At 36.0% G+C, this 23,299-nt stretch carries 17 protein-coding genes and 1 pseudogene; 3 read left to right on the top strand and 15 right to left on the bottom strand.

From position 1 onward, the window contains the following. The 3 genes and pseudogenes from thiS (at window position 1) to thiH (ending at window position 2,074) form a co-directional block, all read left to right on the top strand. The gene (gene thiS / locus WBAF_RS02215) at window positions 1–201 is read left to right on the top strand and encodes a sulfur carrier protein ThiS (RefSeq protein WP_121463420.1); all 201 of its coding nucleotides are present in this window, start codon (window positions 1–3) and stop codon (window positions 199–201) included. A 3-nt stretch (window positions 202–204) separates the two neighbouring features. Beyond that, the gene (locus tag WBAF_RS02210; protein WP_121463419.1) at window positions 205–975 is read left to right on the top strand and encodes a thiazole synthase; all 771 of its coding nucleotides are present in this window, start codon (window positions 205–207) and stop codon (window positions 973–975) included. Next, window positions 972–2,074: pseudogene (thiH, locus tag WBAF_RS02205) on the top strand (2-iminoacetate synthase ThiH). The gene WBAF_RS02210 and the pseudogene thiH overlap by 4 nt, the downstream one beginning before the upstream one ends. A gap of 919 nt (window positions 2,075–2,993) precedes the next feature. On the opposite strand, the gene rpoC reads toward thiH, so the two are convergent. The 15 genes from rpoC to tusD form a co-directional block, all read right to left on the bottom strand. Next, on the bottom strand, window positions 2,994–7,220 hold the full coding sequence (gene rpoC / locus WBAF_RS02200) for a DNA-directed RNA polymerase subunit beta' (RefSeq protein ID WP_121463418.1): 4,227 nt from the start codon (window positions 7,218–7,220) through the stop codon (window positions 2,994–2,996). A 119-nt stretch (window positions 7,221–7,339) separates the two neighbouring features. Next, a complete protein-coding gene (rpoB, locus tag WBAF_RS02195; RefSeq protein ID WP_121463417.1) occupies window positions 7,340–11,368 on the bottom strand; it encodes a DNA-directed RNA polymerase subunit beta in 4,029 nt (1,342 codons plus the stop codon). A 345-nt stretch (window positions 11,369–11,713) separates the two neighbouring features. Next, on the bottom strand, window positions 11,714–12,082 hold the full coding sequence (gene rplL / locus WBAF_RS02190; RefSeq protein ID WP_121463416.1) for a 50S ribosomal protein L7/L12: 369 nt from the start codon (window positions 12,080–12,082) through the stop codon (window positions 11,714–11,716). A 61-nt stretch (window positions 12,083–12,143) separates the two neighbouring features. Then, entirely contained in the window at window positions 12,144–12,641 is a 498-nt protein-coding gene (gene rplJ / locus WBAF_RS02185; protein WP_121463415.1) for a 50S ribosomal protein L10, read from the bottom strand. Window positions 12,642–12,841: 200 nt separating this feature from the next. Beyond that, on the bottom strand, window positions 12,842–13,543 hold the full coding sequence (rplA, locus tag WBAF_RS02180) for a 50S ribosomal protein L1 (RefSeq protein ID WP_121463414.1): 702 nt from the start codon (window positions 13,541–13,543) through the stop codon (window positions 12,842–12,844). 3 nt (window positions 13,544–13,546) lie between these two features. Then, window positions 13,547–13,975, bottom strand: a complete 429-nt coding sequence (gene rplK / locus WBAF_RS02175) for a 50S ribosomal protein L11 (RefSeq protein ID WP_121463413.1) — start codon at window positions 13,973–13,975, stop codon at window positions 13,547–13,549. Between the two features lie 128 nt (window positions 13,976–14,103). Continuing rightward, window positions 14,104–14,649, bottom strand: a complete 546-nt coding sequence (gene nusG, locus WBAF_RS02170) for a transcription termination/antitermination protein NusG (protein ID WP_121463412.1) — start codon at window positions 14,647–14,649, stop codon at window positions 14,104–14,106. Then, complete coding sequence (gene secE, locus WBAF_RS02165; protein ID WP_121463411.1) at window positions 14,642–15,034, bottom strand: preprotein translocase subunit SecE; 393 nt, start codon at window positions 15,032–15,034, stop codon at window positions 14,642–14,644. The genes nusG and secE overlap by 8 nt, the downstream gene beginning before the upstream one ends. Window positions 15,035–15,301: 267 nt before the next feature. After that, a complete protein-coding gene (gene tuf, locus WBAF_RS02160; protein ID WP_121463410.1) occupies window positions 15,302–16,486 on the bottom strand; it encodes an elongation factor Tu in 1,185 nt (394 codons plus the stop codon). Between the two features lie 73 nt (window positions 16,487–16,559). Continuing rightward, on the bottom strand, window positions 16,560–18,671 hold the full coding sequence (gene fusA, locus WBAF_RS02155) for an elongation factor G (protein WP_121463409.1): 2,112 nt from the start codon (window positions 18,669–18,671) through the stop codon (window positions 16,560–16,562). Between the two features lie 76 nt (window positions 18,672–18,747). Continuing rightward, complete coding sequence (gene rpsG, locus WBAF_RS02150) at window positions 18,748–19,218, bottom strand: 30S ribosomal protein S7 (protein ID WP_121463408.1); 471 nt, start codon at window positions 19,216–19,218, stop codon at window positions 18,748–18,750. A 94-nt stretch (window positions 19,219–19,312) separates the two neighbouring features. Beyond that, the gene (gene rpsL / locus WBAF_RS02145; RefSeq protein WP_121463407.1) at window positions 19,313–19,687 is read right to left on the bottom strand and encodes a 30S ribosomal protein S12; all 375 of its coding nucleotides are present in this window, start codon (window positions 19,685–19,687) and stop codon (window positions 19,313–19,315) included. A gap of 130 nt (window positions 19,688–19,817) precedes the next feature. Beyond that, complete coding sequence (tusB, locus tag WBAF_RS02140) at window positions 19,818–20,123, bottom strand: sulfurtransferase complex subunit TusB (RefSeq protein ID WP_121463406.1); 306 nt, start codon at window positions 20,121–20,123, stop codon at window positions 19,818–19,820. 18 nt (window positions 20,124–20,141) lie between these two features. Beyond that, on the bottom strand, window positions 20,142–20,501 hold the full coding sequence (gene tusC / locus WBAF_RS02135) for a sulfurtransferase complex subunit TusC (protein WP_121463469.1): 360 nt from the start codon (window positions 20,499–20,501) through the stop codon (window positions 20,142–20,144). Between the two features lie 10 nt (window positions 20,502–20,511). Beyond that, on the bottom strand, window positions 20,512–20,925 hold the full coding sequence (gene tusD, locus WBAF_RS02130) for a sulfurtransferase complex subunit TusD (protein ID WP_121463405.1): 414 nt from the start codon (window positions 20,923–20,925) through the stop codon (window positions 20,512–20,514). Window positions 20,926–23,299: the final 2,374 nt, after the last annotated feature.

Raw genomic sequence — 23,299 nt, 5'->3', positions numbered from 1 at the left:
ATGCACATTACGCTAAATGATCAACAGATGGCACTTAACGGTACGATCACAATAGCCCAGTTATTTGATCATCTGAAAATTAACAAATTAGGTATTGCAATAGCGATTAATCAGATCATTATTGCCCGTGAAGATTGGAACCATCACTATATTAACCACCAAGATAAAATACTTTTATTCCAGGCCATTGCAGGAGGCTGATTTATGTTTAAAATTGCTAATACTGATTTTCAATCACGTTTATTTATTGGTAGCGGAAAATTCGCTAATTCATCATTAATGACCAAAGCCATTAAAGTTTCTGGCAGTCAGTTAGTTACTATGGCGATGAAACGACTTGATTTAATCAATAAAAATGATGATATTTTAGCTCCATTACAAAAAATAGGCGTCAAATTGCTACCCAATACTTCTGGTGCTAAAAATGCACAAGAAGCTTTATTTGCTGCTCGGTTAGCTCGTGATGCCCTAGCTACAAACTGGATAAAACTTGAGATCCACCCGGACACAAAATATTTGCTACCAGATCTAATTGAGACTTTAAAAGCAGCTGAATTATTAGTAAAAGAAGGTTTTATTGTTTTACCTTATTGTAGTGCCGATCCTGTATTGTGCCGGCGTTTAGAGGAGGTAGGTTGCGCTGCCGTGATGCCGCTTGGCGCACCTATCGGGACTAATAAAGGATTAATTACCTATAATTTTCTACAAATAATTATTGAACAAGCCACGATCCCAGTGGTTATCGATGCAGGACTAGGTGCCCCCAGTCATGCATTAACCGCTTTGGAAATGGGAGCCGATGCTGTACTGGTAAATACCGCTATTGCCGTTGCTAAAGATCCTGTCGCAATGGCTCATGCCTTTCGTATGGCTATTGATGCTGGTGAGATAGTACAAACAGCTGGGCTGGCAGCGCAGCAGCATCTAGCAGCATCTGCTAGCCCTTTAACACAATTCCTAGAGGCATTTCAATAATGACAACTTTTACTGAAATTTATCAGCAACTTGATTGGCATCAACTGATAATACAAATTAATAGTAAATCAGCTAAAGATATTGAAAAAGCTATTTGCTCAGATAGACCATCACTACAGGATTTTATGGCTCTTATTTCACCTGATGCCTATCCATATCTAGAAGTTATAACCCAAAAAGCGCAAAAATTAACCAGACAACGTTTTGGCAATACTGTTGGACTTTATGTGCCACTATATCTGTCTAATCTATGTGCTAATGATTGTGTTTATTGTGGTTTTTCCATGAACAACCAGATAAAACGAAAAGTCCTTAATGAAAAAGAGATTATTGCAGAATGCGAAGCGATACGTTCCATTGGATACAATAATATATTGCTTGTAACCGGTGAACATCCTGGCAAAGTGGGGATGAAATATTTTCGGCAATATATTCCATTAATAAAAAAATATTTTAGTTCGCTATTGATGGAAATTCAGCCATTAGCAATAACAGAATATAAGGAACTAAAAAAAATTGGCTTAGATGGTGTATTAGTTTACCAGGAAACTTATCATCAACCAACTTATCAGCAACAACATTTACGAGGTAAAAAACAAGATTTTTTTTGGCGCTTAGAAACACCAGATCGCCTTGGTCAGGCAGGTATTGATAAAATCGGGTTAGGTGCACTAATAGGATTATCTAACAATTGATAGCCAATCATTTGTTTTACCTGCAAAAAAAATATTGGAAAAGCCGTTACTCTATTTCTTTCCCCCGAATACGCGATTGTATCGGTGGTATACAGCCGACATCAAACATCCATGAATCAGAATTAGTTCAATTAATTTGTGCCTTCCGTTTATTGGCACCTGAAGTTGAGTTGTCATTATCAACCAGGGAATCTCCTTTTTTCCGCGATAATATTATTCCACTGGTTATAAATACCATTAGCGCTGGTTCAAAGACTCAACCCGGTGGTTATGCTGACAATCATAAAGCACTGGAGCAATTTACCGTATATGATGATCGCAGCGCAGAAACCATGGCTAACGTTATTATTAACGCTGGACTACAACCAGTTTGGAAAGATTGGGATAATCATTTAGGACGTTAATAAAACACCACTTTATTATTTACACCTACCAATTATTAATTAATAATTTGGTGCTCCATATTACCTAATATTTACGTAAATTTTTCCATTAGATTATTATGCAATAATAATAGTTACCTATTATCCCCTAGTACAAATAGGAAAAATAAGATTTTAAATTAGGTTAATTCTTCTTATCTAACTAAGAGAGGCAAAAAATGTAAGTTAGATTGTATCTAAAATATATCACGACTGTTTTTCAACTCACGTCTACTCATAAAATTAATTTGTTCTTTAAATAACAATCAACCTCATCTAAGGTAATTTGACGATACTTAGCTTAATCTTTCTTTGTGCTTTAAAGGCTACTATATGGTTGTTGAACTATGATGAAATAATTAATTTTAATTATCAGGTAGTAAATTATGACAGGTAAGAATCTTGGTTTATTTATCAGTAAAAGCTAGTCTATCACTAAAATTTATAATACCCCAATAACTCATAGATAATCAATTTTGCTTAACTTTATTTGATATTCGAACAAACACTAGATAACGTACTTTTTTCATCGGTAAAAAGCTTATTGCTGAATAATATAAACAACACTTTTGCTAAAAAAAAGTAAAAATTATTTTTAGACTGATGAATCAATAAAACTTAATTTATCAAAAACAAACCAGCTAAACATATTCTATAAATAATACTATCCTGGATAATTTTTATTGCGTTACTTAAATCAGTATTAAGATGTTCTTCTTAACAAGATAACTAACTATTACCATTTTTCGGTCTAAAGTAGAAAACTAAGAAAACAAGAAATAAATATACTCAATATATATAAAGTAATAAAAAGCGTGTCATCAGATGAATATTCTCCAGAATATAGCTCTAGCTATATAAATTTTAAATCGCATTTTTTTACAGAGCTAGTCTAGCTGTGTTATTCATAGTCTCGATTACCAAAACCAGCATTTAGCAATTCCGCTAAATTAGCTGTTGCCTCATCAGCGCTCACTTGTGATGTCGCAACAATTTCATTAACCATATAACGACGATGCATACGATCTTGATGATATACATAACCTGTACCGGCAGGAATTAGACGACCAACAATAACGTTCTCCTTCAAACCACGAAGTTCATCACGTTTTCCAGCAACCGCAGCTTCAGTAAGCACACGTGTTGTTTCCTGGAATGACGCTGCTGAGATAAAGGATTCTGTCGCTAGAGACGCTTTAGTAATACCTAGTAAATCACGACTAAAAGTAACTGGCACGTTACCTTCTTGTTCTAATTTACGGTTAGCTACTTTAACGCTTGCGTATTCTACTTGTTCCCCTTCTAAAAATTTAGAGCTGCCAGCATCAACAATTGTTACTTTACGTAACATTTGTCTTACTATAACTTCAATATGTTTATCATTTATTCCAACACCTTGTAGGCGATAAACTTCTTGGACTTCATTCGTGATATAACGAGCAACAGCATGCGCTCCACGTAACCGTAAAATATCATGCGGTGATTCCGGACCATCAGAAATCACATCACCACGTTCAACTTGCTCACCTTCAAAGACATTAAGCTGACGCCACTTAGGGATCATCTCTTCATATGGATCATCACCATCGATCGGTGTGATCACTAGGCGACATTTACCTTTAGTTTCCTTCCCAAAAGAAATAATACCACTAATTTCAGCTAGAATAGCAGGCTCTTTTGGTCTACGTGCTTCAAATAGATCAGCAACCCGAGGTAAACCACCAGTAATATCCTTGGTACCACCAGATTCTTGTGGAATACGAGCTAAGGTATCACCAATACTAATTACCACACCATCATCTAATTGAACAATAGCTTTACCAGGCAAGAAATATTGTGCTGGCATATCAGTACCAGGAATTAATACATCATTACCTTTAGCATAAACAACACGCAACGCAGGACGCAAATCTTTACTACCAGCCGTACGCTCAGCTGTATCGAGCACAACAATTGATGATAATCCTGTTAGTTCATCTGTCTGACGTATAATAGATTGTCCATCTACCATATCAGAGAAACGAATAATACCTGCAACTTCACTGATAACCGGCATTGTATGTGGATCCCAGTTAGCAACCGTTTCACCACCATTAACTCCATCACCATCACCCTTATTAAGGTGCGCTCCATAAGGAACTTTATAATTTTCTTTAGTTCTACCAAATTCATCTACCACTAGTAATTCTGTATTACGAGAAGTTATAACTAAATGACCTTCAGAGTTTTTTACAAACTTAGTATTAACCAATTTGATATTACCTTTATTACGTACCTGAATACTAGATTCCGCAGCAGCTCGTGATGCTGCACCACCAATGTGGAATGTACGCATTGTCAACTGTGTCCCTGGCTCACCGATTGATTGAGCAGCAATAACACCAACAGCTTCACCTTTATTAATGATATGACCCCGTGCCAAATCACGTCCATAACATTTTGCACAAACACCAAAATCAGTTTCACAACTTACAACAGAGCGCACTATTACGCTATCAATAGAGTTAGCTTCCAGTTCATCACACCATTTTTCACTTAATAAGGCATTACGAGGTATTAAAACATCTGCTGTACCAGGTACTAATATATCTTCAGCAATGACTCGGCCTAATACACGTTCACGTAAAGTTTCTTTAACATCACCACCTTCAATAACCGGTGTCATTAAGATACCATCGTGAGTACCACAGTCATCCTCAGTAACAACTACATCTTGTGCAACATCAACTAAACGACGGGTTAAATAGCCTGAGTTTGCTGTCTTCAAGGCCGTATCAGCTAGACCTTTACGAGCACCGTGAGTGGAAATAAAGTATTGTAATACGTTCAGACCTTCACGAAAATTAGCGGTGATCGGAGTCTCAATAATCGAACCATCCGGCTTCGCCATCAAACCACGCATACCAGCTAACTGACGAATCTGTGCTGCAGAACCACGTGCTCCAGAGTCAGCCATCATAAAAATACTGTTAAACGAAACTTGTTGCTCATCTTTGCCATCACGATTAACAACCGTTTCAGTGGATAAATTTTCCATCATCGCTTTTGCAACACGCTCATTAGCTGCAGCCCAAATGTCAATCACTTTGTTATAACGTTCACCTGCAGTAACCAAACCTGATTGAAACTGTTCTTGAATTTCAGCAACTTCAGCTTCAGCTTCAGCAATAATACTCGCTTTATTCTCTGGTATTACCATATCGTCAATACCAACAGAAGCTCCAGAACGAGCAGCATAAGCAAAACCGGTGTACATGATCTGGTCAGCAAAGATAACGGTTGGTTTTAAGCCTAAAACACGGTAACAAGTATTAAGCATTTTAGAAATTGCTTTTTTCCCTAACAGCTGATTGACTAACGAGTATTGCAGACCTTTAGGTACGATCATCCATAAGATAGCGCGACCAATTGTAGTATCAACTAACTGAGTGGTAAACTCAACATTACCTTCACCATCACGGACTTCTTCTGTAATACTGACTTTAACGCGAGCATGTAATGACGCTAAACCTGCACGGTAAACCAGCTCAGCTTCTTTAGGTCCAGACAATACCATGCCTTCACCTTCAGCATTGACACAGTCACGTGTCATATAGTATAACCCAAGTACCACATCTTGAGATGGTACGATGATTGGTTCACCACTGGCTGGCGACAAAATATTATTTGTCGACATCATTAAGGCACGCGCTTCTAACTGCGCTTCTAAAGTTAACGGAACGTGAACAGCTATCTGATCACCGTCAAAGTCAGCGTTATATGCAGCACACACTAATGGGTGTAATTGGATTGCTTTACCTTCAATCAAAATAGGCTCAAACGCCTGGATACCAAGACGATGCAGCGTTGGAGCACGGTTTAACATCACCGGATGTTCACGAATTACTTCATCTAGAATATCCCAGACGACAGCTTCTTCACGCTCAACCATCTTCTTGGCTGCTTTTATCGTTGTCGCTAATCCACGTAATTCTAATTTACCATAAATAAATGGCTTAAATAATTCTAATGCCATTATCTTAGGCAAACCACATTGGTGCAAGCGAAGATAAGGACCAACCGTAATAACAGAACGACCTGAATAATCAACACGCTTACCCAGCAAGTTCTGACGAAAACGACCTTGCTTACCTTTGATCATATCAGCCAAAGATTTCAGCGGACGTTTATTAGAACCAGTAATCGCACGTCCACGACGTCCATTATCTAATAGTGCGTCAACCGCTTCTTGTAGCATTCGTTTTTCGTTACGAACAATGATATCAGGCGCAGCTAAATCCAATAAACGCTTTAAACGATTGTTACGGTTAATAACACGACGATATAAATCATTTAAATCAGAAGTTGCAAAGCGACCACCATCTAGAGGAACAAGGGGACGCAAATCCGGCGGTAATACCGGTAGTACATTCAGGATCATCCATTCTGGTTTATTACCAGACTGAATAAAGGCTTCTAAAAGTTTGATACGCTTAGTCAATTTCTTCCGTTTAGTTTCAGAGTTAGTGGTATTTAACTCTTCACGTAGCACTTCACACTCTTGCTCCAAATCTAGATTTTTTAACAAATATTGGATCGCTTCTGCACCCATTTTAGCATCAAATTCATCACCAAACTCTTCTAAAACATCAAGATATTGCTCTTCAGTTAATATTTGACTACGCTCTAAGCTTGTCATACCCCCTTCGATTACAACATAAGATTCAAAATAAAGTACCCTCTCAATATCACGCAAAGGCATATCAAGTAACAAACCAATACGCGACGGTAATGATTTTAAAAACCAGATATGTGCTGTCGGTGAAGCTAAATCAATATGACCCATACGCTCACGACGCACTTTAGTCTGAGTGACCTCAACACCACATTTCTCACAAATCACACCTCGGTGTTTTAATCGTTTATATTTACCACACAAACATTCATAATCTTTAACAGGACCGAAAATACGTGCACAAAAAAGACCATCACGCTCAGGCTTGAATGTACGGTAGTTAATAGTTTCTGGCTTTTTCACTTCACCAAATGACCATGAACGGATCATTTCTGGAGAGGCCAGAGCAATCTTTATTGCATCAAACTCTTCTATTTTAGTTTGTGCTTTCACAAACTTTAATAAGTCTTTCACGGAATGGCTCCTGTCGGAGTTAAACCTGCGAGGAATCGGGTTTACTCATTTACTCCTAAACCCACCCAGTGTAACAATTTATAAAACCAAGTATAAAGTAAGCTTTACAACATGATTTATTACTCATCTTCCAGTTCAATATTAATACCCAAAGAGCGGATCTCTTTTAATAACACATTGAAAGACTCTGGCATCCCTGGTTCCATCTGATGATTGCCGTCTACGATGTTTTTATACATTTTAGTACGTCCGTTCACATCATCGGACTTAACAGTAAGCATTTCTTGCAAAGTATAAGCAGCACCATATGCTTCCAAAGCCCAAACTTCCATCTCACCAAAACGCTGACCACCAAACTGTGCTTTCCCACCCAATGGTTGTTGAGTAACTAGACTATAAGAGCCTGTTGAACGTGCATGCATTTTATCATCAACAAGATGATTAAGTTTCAGCATATACATATATCCAACTGTCACCTGCCGTTCAAATTTCTCACCTGTACGACCATCATACAATGTAATCTGACCAGAAGTAGGTAAATCAGCTAAAATCAATAGTTCTTTGATTTCTTTTTCTTTTGCTCCGTCAAATACCGGTGTTGCAATTGGCATACCTTTCCTCAAGTTATATGCTAACCGCAAAACCTCTTCATCAGAAAAGGTACTGATATCAACTTTTTGCCGAGGATAATCTCCTAAATCATAAGCTTTCTGAATAAATTCTCTCAATCTAGCTACTTCACGATTTTGTTTTAACATGACATTGATCTTATCGCCAATACCTTTAGCAGCCATCCCTAAATGGGTTTCCAGAATTTGCCCAATATTCATACGTGATGGTACACCCAATGGGTTCAAAACAATATCAACAGGGGTGCCACTTTCATCATAAGGCATATCCTCAACAGGGTTAATTTTTGAAATTACCCCTTTGTTACCATGCCGGCCAGCAATTTTATCGCCTGGTTGAATTTGACGTTTTACTGCCAAATAAACTTTAACGATTTTCAATACGCCTGGTGCTAAATCATAACCCTGAGTGATCTTACGACGTTTAGTCTCTAGCTTCTTCTCAAATTCAGCTTTAAGTTCATCATACTGCTCAGCTAATTGCTCTAACTGATTTTGTTTTTCTTCATTTTTAACACATAATTCTAACCAACGTTCACGCGGTAATTTATCCAACTTCTCGCCTTCAATACCGCCATTAGTTAGCATTGCTCGTATACGGGCAAATAAACCTGCTTCAAAGATACACAACTCTTCAGTTAAGTCTTTCTTCGCATCACGAAGATGCATTTCTTCAACTTCTAATGCCCGTTTATCTTTCTCTACACCATCCCGCGTAAATACTTGTACATCAATAACAGTTCCTGATACTCCATTTGGTACCCGTAGCGAAGAATCTTTGACGTCAGAAGCTTTTTCACCAAAAATTGCGCGCAATAACTTTTCTTCTGGAGTTAATTGCGTTTCACCTTTCGGTGTTACCTTACCAACCAGAATGTCGCCACCAGTTACTTCTGCACCGATATAAACAATACCTGATTCATCCAATTTAGATAATGCAGCTTCACCTACGTTAGGAATATCTGCAGTAATCTCTTCTGGTCCTAGCTTAGTATCACGCGATACACAAGCTAATTCCTGAATATGAATGGTGGTAAAACGATCTTCCTGTACTACTCGTTCCGAGACTAAAATAGAATCTTCAAAGTTATAACCATTCCAGGGCATAAACGCAACGCGCATATTTTGACCAAGCGCCAATTCACCTAAATCTGTAGATGGTCCATCTGCCAAGACATCGCCGCGTTCAATCGGCTCACCGAGCGAAACACACGGTATCTGATTAATACAAGTGTTCTGATTAGAACGTGTATATTTAGTAAGATTGTAAATATCAATGCCGGCTTCACCAGGATACATCTCAGCTTCATTAACTTTAATAACAATACGTGAAGCATCAACATACTGAACGGTACCACCACGTTTAGCAACAGCTGTTACCCCAGAGTCAACAGCAACAGCAAGTTCCATCCCAGTTCCAACCAATGGTTTATCTGAGCGTAACGTCGGTACTGCTTGACGTTGCATATTCGCGCCCATTAATGCACGATTTGCATCATCATGCTCAAGGAATGGAATTAATGAGGCACCAACAGAAACAACTTGCTGGGTTGAAACATCCATATATTCTACTTGATCTTTAATAAATAAACTTGATTCACCTTTATTACGACAAGTTATTAACTCTTCAACAAACCGACCATCATCATCTAAAACAGTATTTGCCTGAGCAATGACGTAGTTACCTTCTTCAATTGCTGACAAATAATTAATTTCATCTGTAACTATACCATCTCGGACTAAACGATAAGGTGTTTCTAAAAAACCATACTCATTTGTTTGTGCATAGACGGACAATGAGTTAATCAAACCTATATTAGGCCCTTCAGGCGTCTCAATTGGACATACACGCCCGTAATGAGTTGGGTGTACGTCACGTACTTCAAAGCCAGCTCGCTCACGTGTTAATCCACCAGGTCCCAATGCTGAAATACGTCGTTTATGTGTAATTTCAGATAGTGGGTTATTCTGATCCATAAACTGGGATAATTGACTTGAACCAAAAAACTCTTTAACGGCAGCAGAAATCGGCTTCGCATTAATAATGTCCTGAGGCATTAATGCATCTAAATCACCTAATGATAAACGCTCTTTAACTGCTCGCTCAACTCGCAATAAACCAACTCGGAACTGATTTTCCGCCATTTCGCCAACCGAACGAATACGGCGGTTACCTAAATGGTCAATATCATCAACTTCACCTTTACCGTTACGAATACCAATGAGTTTTTTCATCACATCAATGATATCTTGTTTGCTTAATATACTTGGACCTTTAATATCTTCACGATCTAATGATCGATTAAATTTCATTCGTCCTACAGCGGAAAGATCATACCGTTCTTCAGAAAAGAACAAGTTCTCAAACATATTTTCAGCAGCTTCGCGAGTAGGCGGTTCGCCAGGACGCATCATACAGTAAATTTCAACTAATGCACTTAAACGATCATTTATTGGAAAACTACGCAATGTTTCTGAAATATATGCTCCATGATCTAAGTCATTAGTAAATAATGTTTCAATGGTTTTATGACCACCTTGACTTATACGTGCCAACATATCCATAGAAAGCTCTGTATTAGCTGCACATATTAATTCACCAGTACTTTCATCAATATAATCTTTAGCAGCTACTTTACAAACAATATACTCAACAGGTACTTCAATATTAGTTATTTTATCTTGTTCTAACTGACGGATGTGACGCGAAGTAATACGACGGCCCTTTTCGATATAGACTTTACCATTAGCTTGAATATCAAAAGAAGCAGTTTCACCACGCAAATGTTCAGATATTAACAACATCAATAGTTTATTATCACTGATTTGAAAAATCGTCTTCTCAAAAAATAAATTAAGGATTTCTTCAGTACTATAATCCATCGCACGTAAAATAATAGTAGCCGGTAATTTACGACGGCGATCAATACGAACGAAAAGATGATCTTTAAGATCAAATTCAAAATCTAACCAAGAACCACGAGAAGGTATAATGCGTGCATTATACAAGACCTTACCTGAAGAATGGGTTTTACCTTTATCACTATCAAAAAATACACCAGGACTGCGATGTAATTGAGAGACAATAACACGCTCTATACCATTGATAATAAAAGTACCATTTTTTGTTATGAGCGGAATTTCACCCATGTAAACTTCTTGCTCTTTTATATCCTTTACTGTACCTTCTAGTGCTTCACGCTCGTAAATAACAAGGCGAAGCTTAACCCTTAAAGGAGCAGAATAAGTAACACCACGGATTTGACATTCTTTAACATCAAATACAGTCTCACCAAGACGATAGCTAAAATATTGCAATTCAGCATTACCACTGTAGCTTTGAATAGGAAATACAGAACGGAATGCTGCTTCCAACCCATTCTGACCTTCTAAATCTTGCTCAATAAACTTAGCGAACGAGTCAAGTTGAATAGATAAAAGATAAGGAACATCCAAAACTTGCGGACGTTTGCCAAAATCCTTACGAATACGTTTTTTCTCGGTATAGGAGTAAACCATAGGGTTCCTCAGCTTGCTGATCGATCAGTAGCCCGTCCATCCTAAAGGACGGCATCTGACACACTATTTTTTAGAACGGAAAACAGATTATTTTCCATAATACTTATTGCTATTACTCTTAAATTATTTCATTTCATCATATAACTACCAAGCGTTTAATTGTCAGAGTAATAAACGCAGTTTATCAAAATCGTCAATAGCAAAAAACATTAAAAGGATAATTCAGCAACTAAACAGTGTGAAATATTCCTGATATCCTTATGCGCTTTATAGCGCAAAAAAGTTGATAACTAAAAAAATAAAACATCAGCCTATAAAATTATAGCTACCAACTTAAAGCAAAGCTTATTTAAGCTCAACAAAAGCACCCGTATCTTCCAGTAATTTCTTCAATGTTTCAGATTCTTCTTTACTTACAGCTTCTTTAATTGTTACTGGCGCTGATTCTACTATCTCTTTGGCTTCTTTTAGACCTAAACCAGTTGCCGTACGAACGGCCTTAATAACCGCCACTTTGTTAGCACCAATAGCAGACAGGATAATATCAAATTCAGTTTTTTCTTCAACTACTTCATCTGCTACTGGCGCAGCAACACCGACTGCTGCAGCAGCAGAAACACCAAACTTATCTTCCATCATAGTGATCAGTGCAACAACTTCCATTACAGACATCTCTGCAACTGAATCAAGAATTTGTTCTTTAGTTATAAACATAACAATGTTTCCTAAAATTCAGAAATAATTTATAAGCTTAAACAGCGACGATAAAATAGCTTTAATTAGCTCCTTTATGATCGAGTACTGCCGCCATAATACGAACTAATTTACCTGCAGAAGCTTCTTTCATGGTTGACATCAGACGCGCAATTGCTTCTTGGTAAGTTGGAATAGTTACTAAACGATCAATCTGATTCGCTGGAATAAACTCTCCTTCAAAATAGGCTGCCTTAATCTTGAATGTTGGATTTTCTTTCATGAATTCTTTAAACAAACGAGCTGCTGCGCCAGGATTTTTTTTAGAAAAAGCAATCAAAGTTGGACCAATAAACACCTCTTTTAGACACTTGTAAGTAGTACCTTCAACAACACGGCACATCAACGTATTACGAACAACACGAATATAAACACCTGCTTCGCGACCTGCTTTACGCAGTTCAGTCATTTTATCTACAGCTACACCACGATAATCAGCGACAACTGCAGACAACGCACCTTTCATTGCTGCGCTAACTTCAGCAATAATAAATTGTTTGTCTTGAAGATTTAGTGCCATTAGCTTCTTGCTCCTGCATTAACCTGGTTATCACAGGACTCACATCACTCAAAATCCCATATATTTAAATGTAGAACTGATAAAACTAGACACCAACTAAAATTAAGCATTTTATATCTACTACAGAAATAACAAACATAAAAAATAATATACTATATAAATTTAACACAAATGTCAAGATAAAAATGATATTCAAAAAATTATGCTGAAACAGATAATCCAGCTTGATCAACAACAACTCCTGCTCCTATCGTAGTAGATAAGCTAATTTTCTTAATATAAACCCCTTTAGCAGAAGCTGGTTTTGCTTTTTTCAAGGCAAATAATAATGCTTCAAGATTTTCTTTTAGTTTATTATCATCAAAATCAACTTTACCAATAGTAGTATGAATGATACCGTTTTTATCATTATGGTAAAGGATTTGACCGTTTTTGGCATTTTGAACTGCTTCAGTAATATTATCCGTTACTGTACCAACTCTAGGGTTTGGCATTAAGCCACGAGGTCCTAAAATTTGACCTAACTGACCAACAATACGCATTGCGTCTGGCGAAGCAATAACAATATCAAAGTTCATTTCACCAACTTTAATTTTATCAGCTAGATCTTCCATGCCAACTAATTCAGCTCTAGCTGCTATTGCAGCTTTAGCATTCTCTCCTTGAGTAAATACAGCAACACGAACAGAACGACCTGTACCATGAGGTAAAACAGTTGTACCACGAACATTTTGATCTGATTTGCGTGCATCAATACCAAGATTAACTGCAACGTCAACGCTTTCTACAAATTTAGCAGTAGCTAACTCTTTCAATAGTGAAATTGCTTCATTAATATCATACTGTTTAGTTACATTAATTTTTTCACGAATATTGCGCATACGCTTGGTTAATTTAGCCATTTATTAACCCTCGACTATCAATCCCATAGAACGAGCAGTACCTTCAATTGAAGATATCATCGCTTTAATATTTGCACCTGTCATATCAATAGCTTTCGTTTCTGCAATTTCACGAATTTGGGCGCTAGTTACTTTACCAACTTTTTCTTTATTTGGCGTACTTGAACCTGACTTAACACCTGATGCTTTTTTCAGTAAAATGGCGGCTGGTGGTGTCTTTGTTATAAATGTAAATGACCGGTCTGAATAAACAGTAATTACAACTGGGATTGGCAAACCTTTTTCTAAGCTATCTGTCTTAACATTAAAGGCTTTACAAAATTCCATTATATTCATTCCTTGCTGACCCAAAGCAGGTCCAACCGGAGGGCTAGGGTTAGCCATGCCTGCTGCAACTTGTAATTTAACATAGGCCTGTACTTTCTTAGCCATACATATTTCCTCTAAGTTAGGTAATGTTGCTTGCGCATATATTAATAACTTGACAAGTTTAGGCTATAAAAAAAAGGGCCTAATTATAGCTAAATTTACTACCTTTTACAAGCAAATTATAAAAAATATTAGAATTTTTCTACTTGACTAAAATCTAACTCAACTGGTGTTGAGCGACTGAAAATAGAAACCGATACTTTGAGACGACTCTTTTCATAGTCAACTTCTTCAACCACACCATTGAAATCTGCAAATGGACCATCACTAACACGAACTATTTCTCCTGGCTCAAACAATGTTTTTGGTCGTGGTTTATCTCCTAATTGCTGAACGCGATTCATAATCGCATCAACTTCTTTATCGCTAACAGGAGCTGGTCGATCTAGTGTACCACCAATAAAACCCATAACTCGTGGTACACTACGTACTAAATGCCAGCTATCATCATCCATAGTCATTTGAACTAAAACATAACCGGGAAAGAATTTACGTTCACTTTTACGACGTTGGCCACTTCTAATTTCCATCACTTCTTCCGTCGGCACAATTACTTCACCAAACTTATCTTCCATAGCATGTAACTTGATATGCTCACGTAATGACTGGGCAACTCTAGCTTCAAAACCAGAAAATGCTTGAATAACATACCAGCGTTTTTTAGGGTATTCAAACATCTTGGAACCTTAGGCCTGTAATAAATGAAACTAAACGCACCAGTATACCATCTAATCCCCAAAGAATTAGAGCCACAACAGCAGTAACTACCGCAACAATTAATGTTGTCTGTAATGTTTCCTTGCGCGTTGGCCAAATGACTTTACCAATTTCAATACGCGCTTCGCGAGCAAATACTAAAGTTGCTTTTCCCTTTGATGTCCATAATGCAATGCTACCAGCTAGCGCGATAATAGAAACAACTGCTATGACACGTAATGCAAAATTACATTGTCGGAAATAATAATTACCAACAATAGTAATAACTAAAAGAATAGAGACTAATACCCATTTTACAATATCAAAAATAGATCTTCTTTCTTGGGCATTGTTATTTAAACTCATAAATTAACCTATTACTTTATAAGAAAAAAATTTTCGTAAAACAATTTAAATTTGACCAAAATAAAATATAACAGTATACCACTATCTCTCAATTTATGCTATAAAATAACATGATCTTTAAATATTTTAAGATATCAAATAATTCTTTATATTAGATACAATCTCACCCATAATTCGCCATATAAACTATTTATGAGATAGCTTCTTATCTAAACTAGTATAAAAGGGCATCATATGATGCCCTTTTATACATTATTGCTCTTAAAATCAAGCAATAATGTTAGCAACAACACCTGCCCCGACTGTACGACCACCTTCACGAATGGCAAACCGTAATCCTTCATCCATGGCAATTGGAGCTATCAACGTCACTTTCATGTTAATATTATCTCCTGGCATTACCATCTCTACACCTTCTGTTAATTCAAATGTACCAGTAACATCTGTCGTTCTAAAATAGAACTGCGGACGATAACCTTTAAAGAAAGGCGTGTGGCGCCCGCCCTCATCTTTGTTTAAAATATAAACTTCTGAATCAAATTGAGTATACGGATTAATTGAACCTGGTTTTGCTAATACTTGACCACGCTCTACATCTTCACGCTTAGTACCACGTAATAAAATGCCTACGTTCTCACCCGCACGACCTTCATCCAACAATTTACGAAACATCTCTACGCCCGTACACGTCGTTTTCGTTGTATCTTTAATTCCAACTATTTCTACTTCTTCACCAACTTTAATAATTCCTTGCTCTACACGGCCTGTTACTACGGTTCCACGACCTGAGATCGAAAAAACATCTTCGATTGGTAACAAGAACGGTTTATCTATAGCACGCTCTGGCACTGGTATATAGCTATCTAATACATCTGCTAACTGTATAATTTTCTCTTCCCACTCTGGTACGCCTTCCAGCGCCTTCAACGCTGAACCTTTAATTATCGGCGTGATGTCTCCTGGGAAATCATATTGAGAAAGTAGTTCACGTACTTCCATTTCAACCAGTTCTAGCAACTCTTCATCATCAACCATATCACATTTATTCACGAAAACGATGATGTAAGGAACACCTACTTGACGACCTAATAGGATATGCTCACGCGTTTGCGGCATTGGGCCATCTGTGGCCGCTACTACTAAAATTGCACAATCCATTTGCGCTGCACCAGTAATCATATTTTTTACATAATCCGCGTGGCCTGGGCAATCAACGTGGGCATAATGGCGGGTAGATGTATCATATTCTACGTGAGAAGTAGAAATGGTGATACCCCGCGCTTTTTCTTCCGGTGCATTATCTATTTGATCAAATGCACGCGCACTTCCACCATATTTTTTCGCTAATACGGTAGTGATTGCTGCAGTTAAAGTAGTTTTACCATGGTCAACGTGGCCGATTGTGCCAACGTTAACATGCGGTTTTTTACGTTCAAATTTTTCTTTAGACACTAACTCTATTCCTTTATAGAGTTCTCTCAAACAATAGGAGAGAACCAGATTAAATAGTTAAACCAAAAGCTAATTACTTAGCTTTACGAGCTTCAATAATGGCTTGAGTAATATTAGTTGGTGCTTCATTATACTTCAAAAATTCCATTGAGTAAGAAGCACGACCTTGAGTTTGTGAACGCAGATCTGTAGCATAACCAAACATTTCTGACAATGGTACTTGAGCACGAACTGTCTTACCAGTTGCTATATCTTCCATACCTTCAATTATACCACGACGACGGTTCAGGTCACCAATTACGTCACCCATATAGTCTTCAGGCGTTTCAACCTCAACTTTCATGATTGGCTCCAGTAAAACTGGACTTGCTTTCATGAAACCTTCTTTAAAAGCTATAGAACCTGCAATTTTAAATGCCATTTCCGAGGAATCAACCTCATGATAGGAACCATCATACAATGCAACTTTAACATCAACAATAGGGTAGCCAGCCAGAACACCATTTTTCATCTGTTCTTGAAGGCCTTTATCCACAGCAGGTATATACTCTTTAGGTACAACGCCACCAACTATTTCGTTGTGGAATTCATAACCAATTTCATGGCCTGCTTCTAAAGGTTCCACACGTATCCATACATGACCAAATTGACCACGCCCACCAGACTGACGAACAAACTTACCTTCCTGCTCAACAGACTTACAAATAGTCTCACGGTATGCTACTTGTGGTTTACCAACGTTCACTTCAACTTTAAATTCACGACGCATACGGTCAACTAAAACTTCTAGATGTAACTCACCCATACCAGCAATAATTGTCTGACCAGATTCTTCATCTGTTGATACACAGAAAGATGGATCTTCTTGAGCTAAACGACCTAAAGCAATACCCATTTTTTCTTGGTCGGCTTTAGTTTTAGGTTCAATGGAAACCGATATCACCGGCTTTGGAAATTCCATACGCTCCAAAATAATTGGAGCATCCATAGCACATAGTGTATCACCAGTCGTAACCTCTTTGAGGCCGATAGCGGCAGCAATATCACCTGCTCGTACTTCTTTAATTTCTTCACGTTTATTAGCATGCATCTGAACAATACGACCAAACCGTTCTTTTTTTTCTTTAACTGGGTTAAGAACGATATCCCCTGAATTAACTACACCAGAGTAAACCCGGAAAAAAGTTAAATTACCAACAAATGGGTCAGTCGCAATTTTGAAAACCAATGCTGAAAAAGGCTCATCATCACTAGCATGACGTTCTGCTGGTGTATTTTTACCATCAGTTAAAACACCGTTAATTGCTGGAATATCAGTAGGTGCAGGTAAATATTCAATAACCGCATCCAGCATTGCTTGCACACCTTTATTTTTAAAGGCTGAACCGCACGTTACCAGAATAATTTCATTATTCAATACGCGCTTACGTAATGCTTGCTTGATATCTTCTTCAGAAAGTTCTTCGCTACCAAAATATTTTTCCATCAAATCATCTGATGCTTCAGCAGCAGCTTCAATCAGCTTACCATGCCACTCTTCAGCTTGAGCTTGTAAGCTAGCTGGAATTTCTTCATAAAAAAAAGTGACTCCTTGATCACTATCATTCCACTGAATTGCTTTCATTTTAACTAAATCAATAACGCCAGTGAAAGATTCTTCAGCACCAATAGGTAACTGAAGTGGAATTGGTATTGCTGCTAGACGTGTTTCAATCTGCTCAACAACACGTAAAAAATTAGCACCTGTGCGATCCATTTTATTAACAAATGCAATACGGGGTATTTGATACTTGTTTGCTTGACGCCAAACTGTTTCAGATTGTGGTTGAACACCACCAACTGCACAATAAATCATTACCGCACCATCAATAACACGCATAGAACGCTCTACTTCAATAGTGAAATCAACGTGTCCTGGTGTATCAATAATGTTGATACGGTGTTCATCAAACTGTTTACCCATACCAGACCAAAAGGCAGTAGTTGCAGCGGAAGTGATAGTAATCCCACGCTCCTGCTCCTGCTCCATCCAGTCCATTGTTGCAGAGCCATCATGAACTTCACCTATTTTATGGCTCACACCAGTATAAAATAGGATACGTTCAGTTGTGGTGGTCTTACCAGCATCAATATGGGCACTAATACCTATGTTACAATAACGCGTAATGGGAGTTTTACGAACCATTTTCCCCTCTCTCGTGACCGTTCAGTTTGTACAAAGATAAATCCATGTTATCCTTGCGAAACATAACTAGTAAAAGTTACCAACGATAGTGCGCAAACGCCTTGTTAGCTTCTGCCATACGATGAACGTCTTCACGTTTTTTAACAGCAGTGCCTTTATTTTCAGCAGCATCAGATAATTCGCTTGCTAAGCGCAAAACCATAGATTTATCACCACGTTTACGAGCTGCTTCAACAATCCAGCGCATTGCTAATGCATGACGACGGACAGGACGAACTTCAACAGGTACCTGGTAAGTTGAACCGCCAACACGGTGTGATTTAACTTCCACTGTTGGACGAACATTATCCAGAGCTCTTTCAAAGACTTCTAAATTATATTTTCCAGTACGTTGAGCGATGGCCTTAAGCGCACTATATACAATTGCTTCTGCAGTAGATTTTTTTCCATTTACCATCAAAATATTAATAAATTTAGCTAATAATTCAGATCCAAACTTTGGATCTGGCAGAATTTTACGTTGACCAATTACACGACGACGTGGCATGGATATACTCCGTTTTTAAATTCAGGGTTTTCCAAAGCTATATGAGTTTATTTTAACATTAAACAATTAAATGTTTGGCCTTACTTAACAACCATTAGTACTTTGGCCTCTTAGCACCGTATTTAGAACGACCTTGTTTGCGAGCTTTTACACCAGAACAATCGAGTGCACCGCGAACAGTATGATAACGTACACCCGGTAAGTCTTTGACACGACCCCCACGAATCAAAATTACTGAGTGCTCCTGTAAATTATGGCCTTCACCACCAATATAAGACGACACTTCATAACCATTCGTTAAACGAACACGGCATACTTTACGTAATGCTGAGTTAGGTTTTTTCGGGGTAGTCGTATATACGCGAGTACATACACCACGTTTTTGTGGGCAAGCTTCCAGCGCAGGAACGTTGCTTTTCACAATTTTTGAGCTACGTGGTTTGCGAACTAGCTGATTAATTGTTCCCATTTTAAAATCTCCTAGTTTTTGCTTCGTAAACAAGGATATTTTCCTCGTTTATCACCATGATAAAACACGAGAACGCAAAATTTTATTGCTGAAAGAGACAGGTGTCAAGAAATATACAACGGATAATCCATTACCAAGCAAAATGTTGTGTATGTTTTACCGTTAATTGCACAAAATCAATATAAGATATATGACATACATAAGACGACATATATGAGATTAACCCTCTTGCCTCTACATCATTTTGTAAAACAAAAATACGAATTCCTTTGTCTTTTAATTGTATTAAAAAATTATTATCTTTATTACCAAATGATATTTTATGTCCCAGCAAAACACCATCTTGTAATAATAATACTTCATCCTGCTCTGTTAATAGGCTAATTAGTGAATTAAAATCACTATAATATGGTGAAGTAGAAATTGTATATAGCATATTTAACTTTCTGTTGAACTAGAAAGTTAGAATTATATCATACTTTGCTAAGTTACGTCTAAGCCTGTTAGCAGGAATAATTGTTGCTGGTAGGACAAAGGTACTATCAGTAGATAATCCCCTTGCTTCAAGATCTTCTTTACAAATATAACAAGTATTAATATCATATAACGATAGTAATTTATATGTTGAAATATAATCACGCGCAAGCAATTTCTTAGAATTTTGTTGGGCTAATAATTGGCAAACGCCATCAGAAATAAAGAAAACACCAATATTTTCAGTTAATGCAGAAGTAGCAAGTAATGTATCTAATCCTTCACGTCCACTTGAAGTTCCATGAGTTATTTTCATAAATACAAATGCTATTTTTTTCATATTTTTTATATTAAAATTGTACTGTGCGATCACAGAGCAACATGGCCTCAGCTAGACTAGCTAACCCACTCAATACAAAATCTTCATCTAAATTAGCACAAGGTAAGCCATTATTTTTAGCTTCACTAGCATCAATAATACCCCGCCGCAATGCAGCAGCAACACAGATATTTAATTTACATCCCGTCTGCTGTGCTAATGTTTTCCATCCTATAAGTAAATTAAATTCATCACTAGCTGGTGAAATTAATTGATTACCGTTATAAACACCGTCTTGAGAAAAAAAAACCTTATTTAATATATATCCTTCCATAATTAAAGTATTAGCAAATTGCCAAGCATTGGTGGCCGCTTGAGTTCCATAAGCAGACTCCGTCACTAATAGGCAATAAGTCAATGGATTATTCAAAGTAGAAGCCACCATTTATTTAATCAACAATTATAAATTACTGTTTAGAAAGATAACTTAATCATTTTAGTTAAACAAAATAATAAAAAAACTCCTAATCATACCTTAATAATATTAATTTTTATAGAAATAATTTAAGTTTGATTAAATGCTTAATGTATATTACTGCATTTATATTGCCACTAATCATAAATTAATATAAATATAATATCTTTATCAATTGTATTTGCTCCTTGACCTGAATTTTATATTTTATAAATTGATTAACTTTTCTTTTTATTACCCCTTTTCTTTAAGATCTTTAGCACGATATTAATAACCTAATTTACTATTTTTTTACTCTTTTATTAAATTTTAGCTTAGCTTTAGATTATCTATTTTTAAAAATATCTTAAGATTATTTCTATTTTTTGAAATTAATTTTTTTTAATAAAAAATCATAAACGCATTGCTATAATAAAGAATTATACATGTAATAACCAAGCTAAGTACCTCATGTATTATAGACTATATAAATAATAAAATGACAAATTAAGCCATTATATTTTGTTCTTACTTGAAAAGCTAATCTAACCACTAAATCTTTAGCTATTTTTTCATTACATCAAAAGTATTAAATTAATTTTTTTACCAAAGCATCAGCTTATCTAAATATAAGTACTTAGGCCAAAACTGGGCTAACAATAAATATTTTACGTATTAAATATATACCATCTCTAGCTAATTAATCTTATGTTAATTTATTTAATTACCACTTTTGGGTTGTTCACGCTCTTGCGTTATTTATATTTTAAATAATTCTCTAAGCTATATGCTTCTTTGATTTAACTCACTTGACCAATCTTACCCCTTACTGCCTTTATTTTAACATCTAGTAGACGAAAATACTTTTCTGCTATATAAAACTCATGAGAATATATATTAAAATTTATCAATGTTCTTTTAACCATCTCAAAAGCACTGATAAATATATCTAGAGAAAAATTTACCATTTTTTAGTAATTGATGTGCTTCCAAAAATAATATTGCTCTTGCTATAATATTAAGATTAAATTAACCTGACATAAATAAACTATTACCATCACTTCTTCTTAATTATCGCTAGTATAATCACGCTAGCTTTCGTCACTTCTACTGATTGTAATAATTGCAAATATTAAGCATCACTATACCTTACATCATATAAATACTGTAATTAAATACCGTAATACTAATTTGATTGGACATTAATAAACAACTAACAACTTTACCAATACCTCCACCCTACCAAAATAACTTTTTAGATCGTTATCCTAAAATTTTTCAATCTGCTCATTACGTATAATTATACCAGTAAGTTAATAATTTATTAATTAGCTGCATTATCTATGGCGTTGTCATCATAGATAAAGTAATTATAACTAATAACAGAAATATTTGCATTGCTTTAGCATTAATCTTGAAAAGATACATCAATGCAAAATCACCGACCTAACTCAACAAACTAACGACGTGAAGAAAGCCGCACCTGGCGCTAGCTAACCGAAAATTTGAAAAATAGCAAAACTATGATCAGACAAGCAGTAATTATTTCTAATAAATATGACCAAAGTATGGCTAAATTAAGATATATACCAATAGAAATAAAAAATCTAACAGTAAACCTTCTATCTATATTACACATGTTCATTTCATGCATAATATATAAAGTAATTGCCATTTATTACATTGATGTCTATCACGAACGAATACAGCAAAACAATTTCAACAAACAAATGCTAAAAATGATGATCATACTATTCTATTGTATTAGAATCAATACCTCTAGTATTCTAGCTACTAGCTTATTACATAGGTTAAGTTTTTTATAATTATAAATAGATTAATTTATCCTCACCTTTTACGGCAAATAACGGATGCTATTAAATTTTAGTAAAAGTGTTAATCTTTTCTTTTGATCTTTTATCACTTCAATCAGTCAAAATTAACCAACAAACAGAGAATTAAATAATAAAAAAATTTTTTATTAGCTTTTTATTTCCACTGGTTAACCAATTTTTTACAGACTATTTAATATTAAATATACGGTATGATTAATTAATTGCTGAAAGTAAGCTAATTCATCATATTTATAAAATTATGTAAGAATAGTGTTTAATTGTTGATTAACATACTGACAAATATTTTACAACTCATCACTTGATCACTGGTTTACAACATAAACATGATCAATAAATATATTGATATCTTGATAACCATTAATCGCACTTAAACTAAGTTTAATTTAAAAGTATTTATATAAATATTCACAAATAAAATAATCTAAAAATACAGTATCTTAATGATTATGTTTAACTAGACTATCATTAGCCATAATCTAACTATTTTTTTGACAGTGCAGATTTATTGA

The organism is Arsenophonus endosymbiont of Aleurodicus dispersus, from assembly GCF_900343015.1.
Classification (GTDB): Bacteria; Pseudomonadota; Gammaproteobacteria; order Enterobacterales; family Enterobacteriaceae; genus Arsenophonus.
This window is presented reverse-complemented; position numbering and strand designations above follow the sequence as displayed.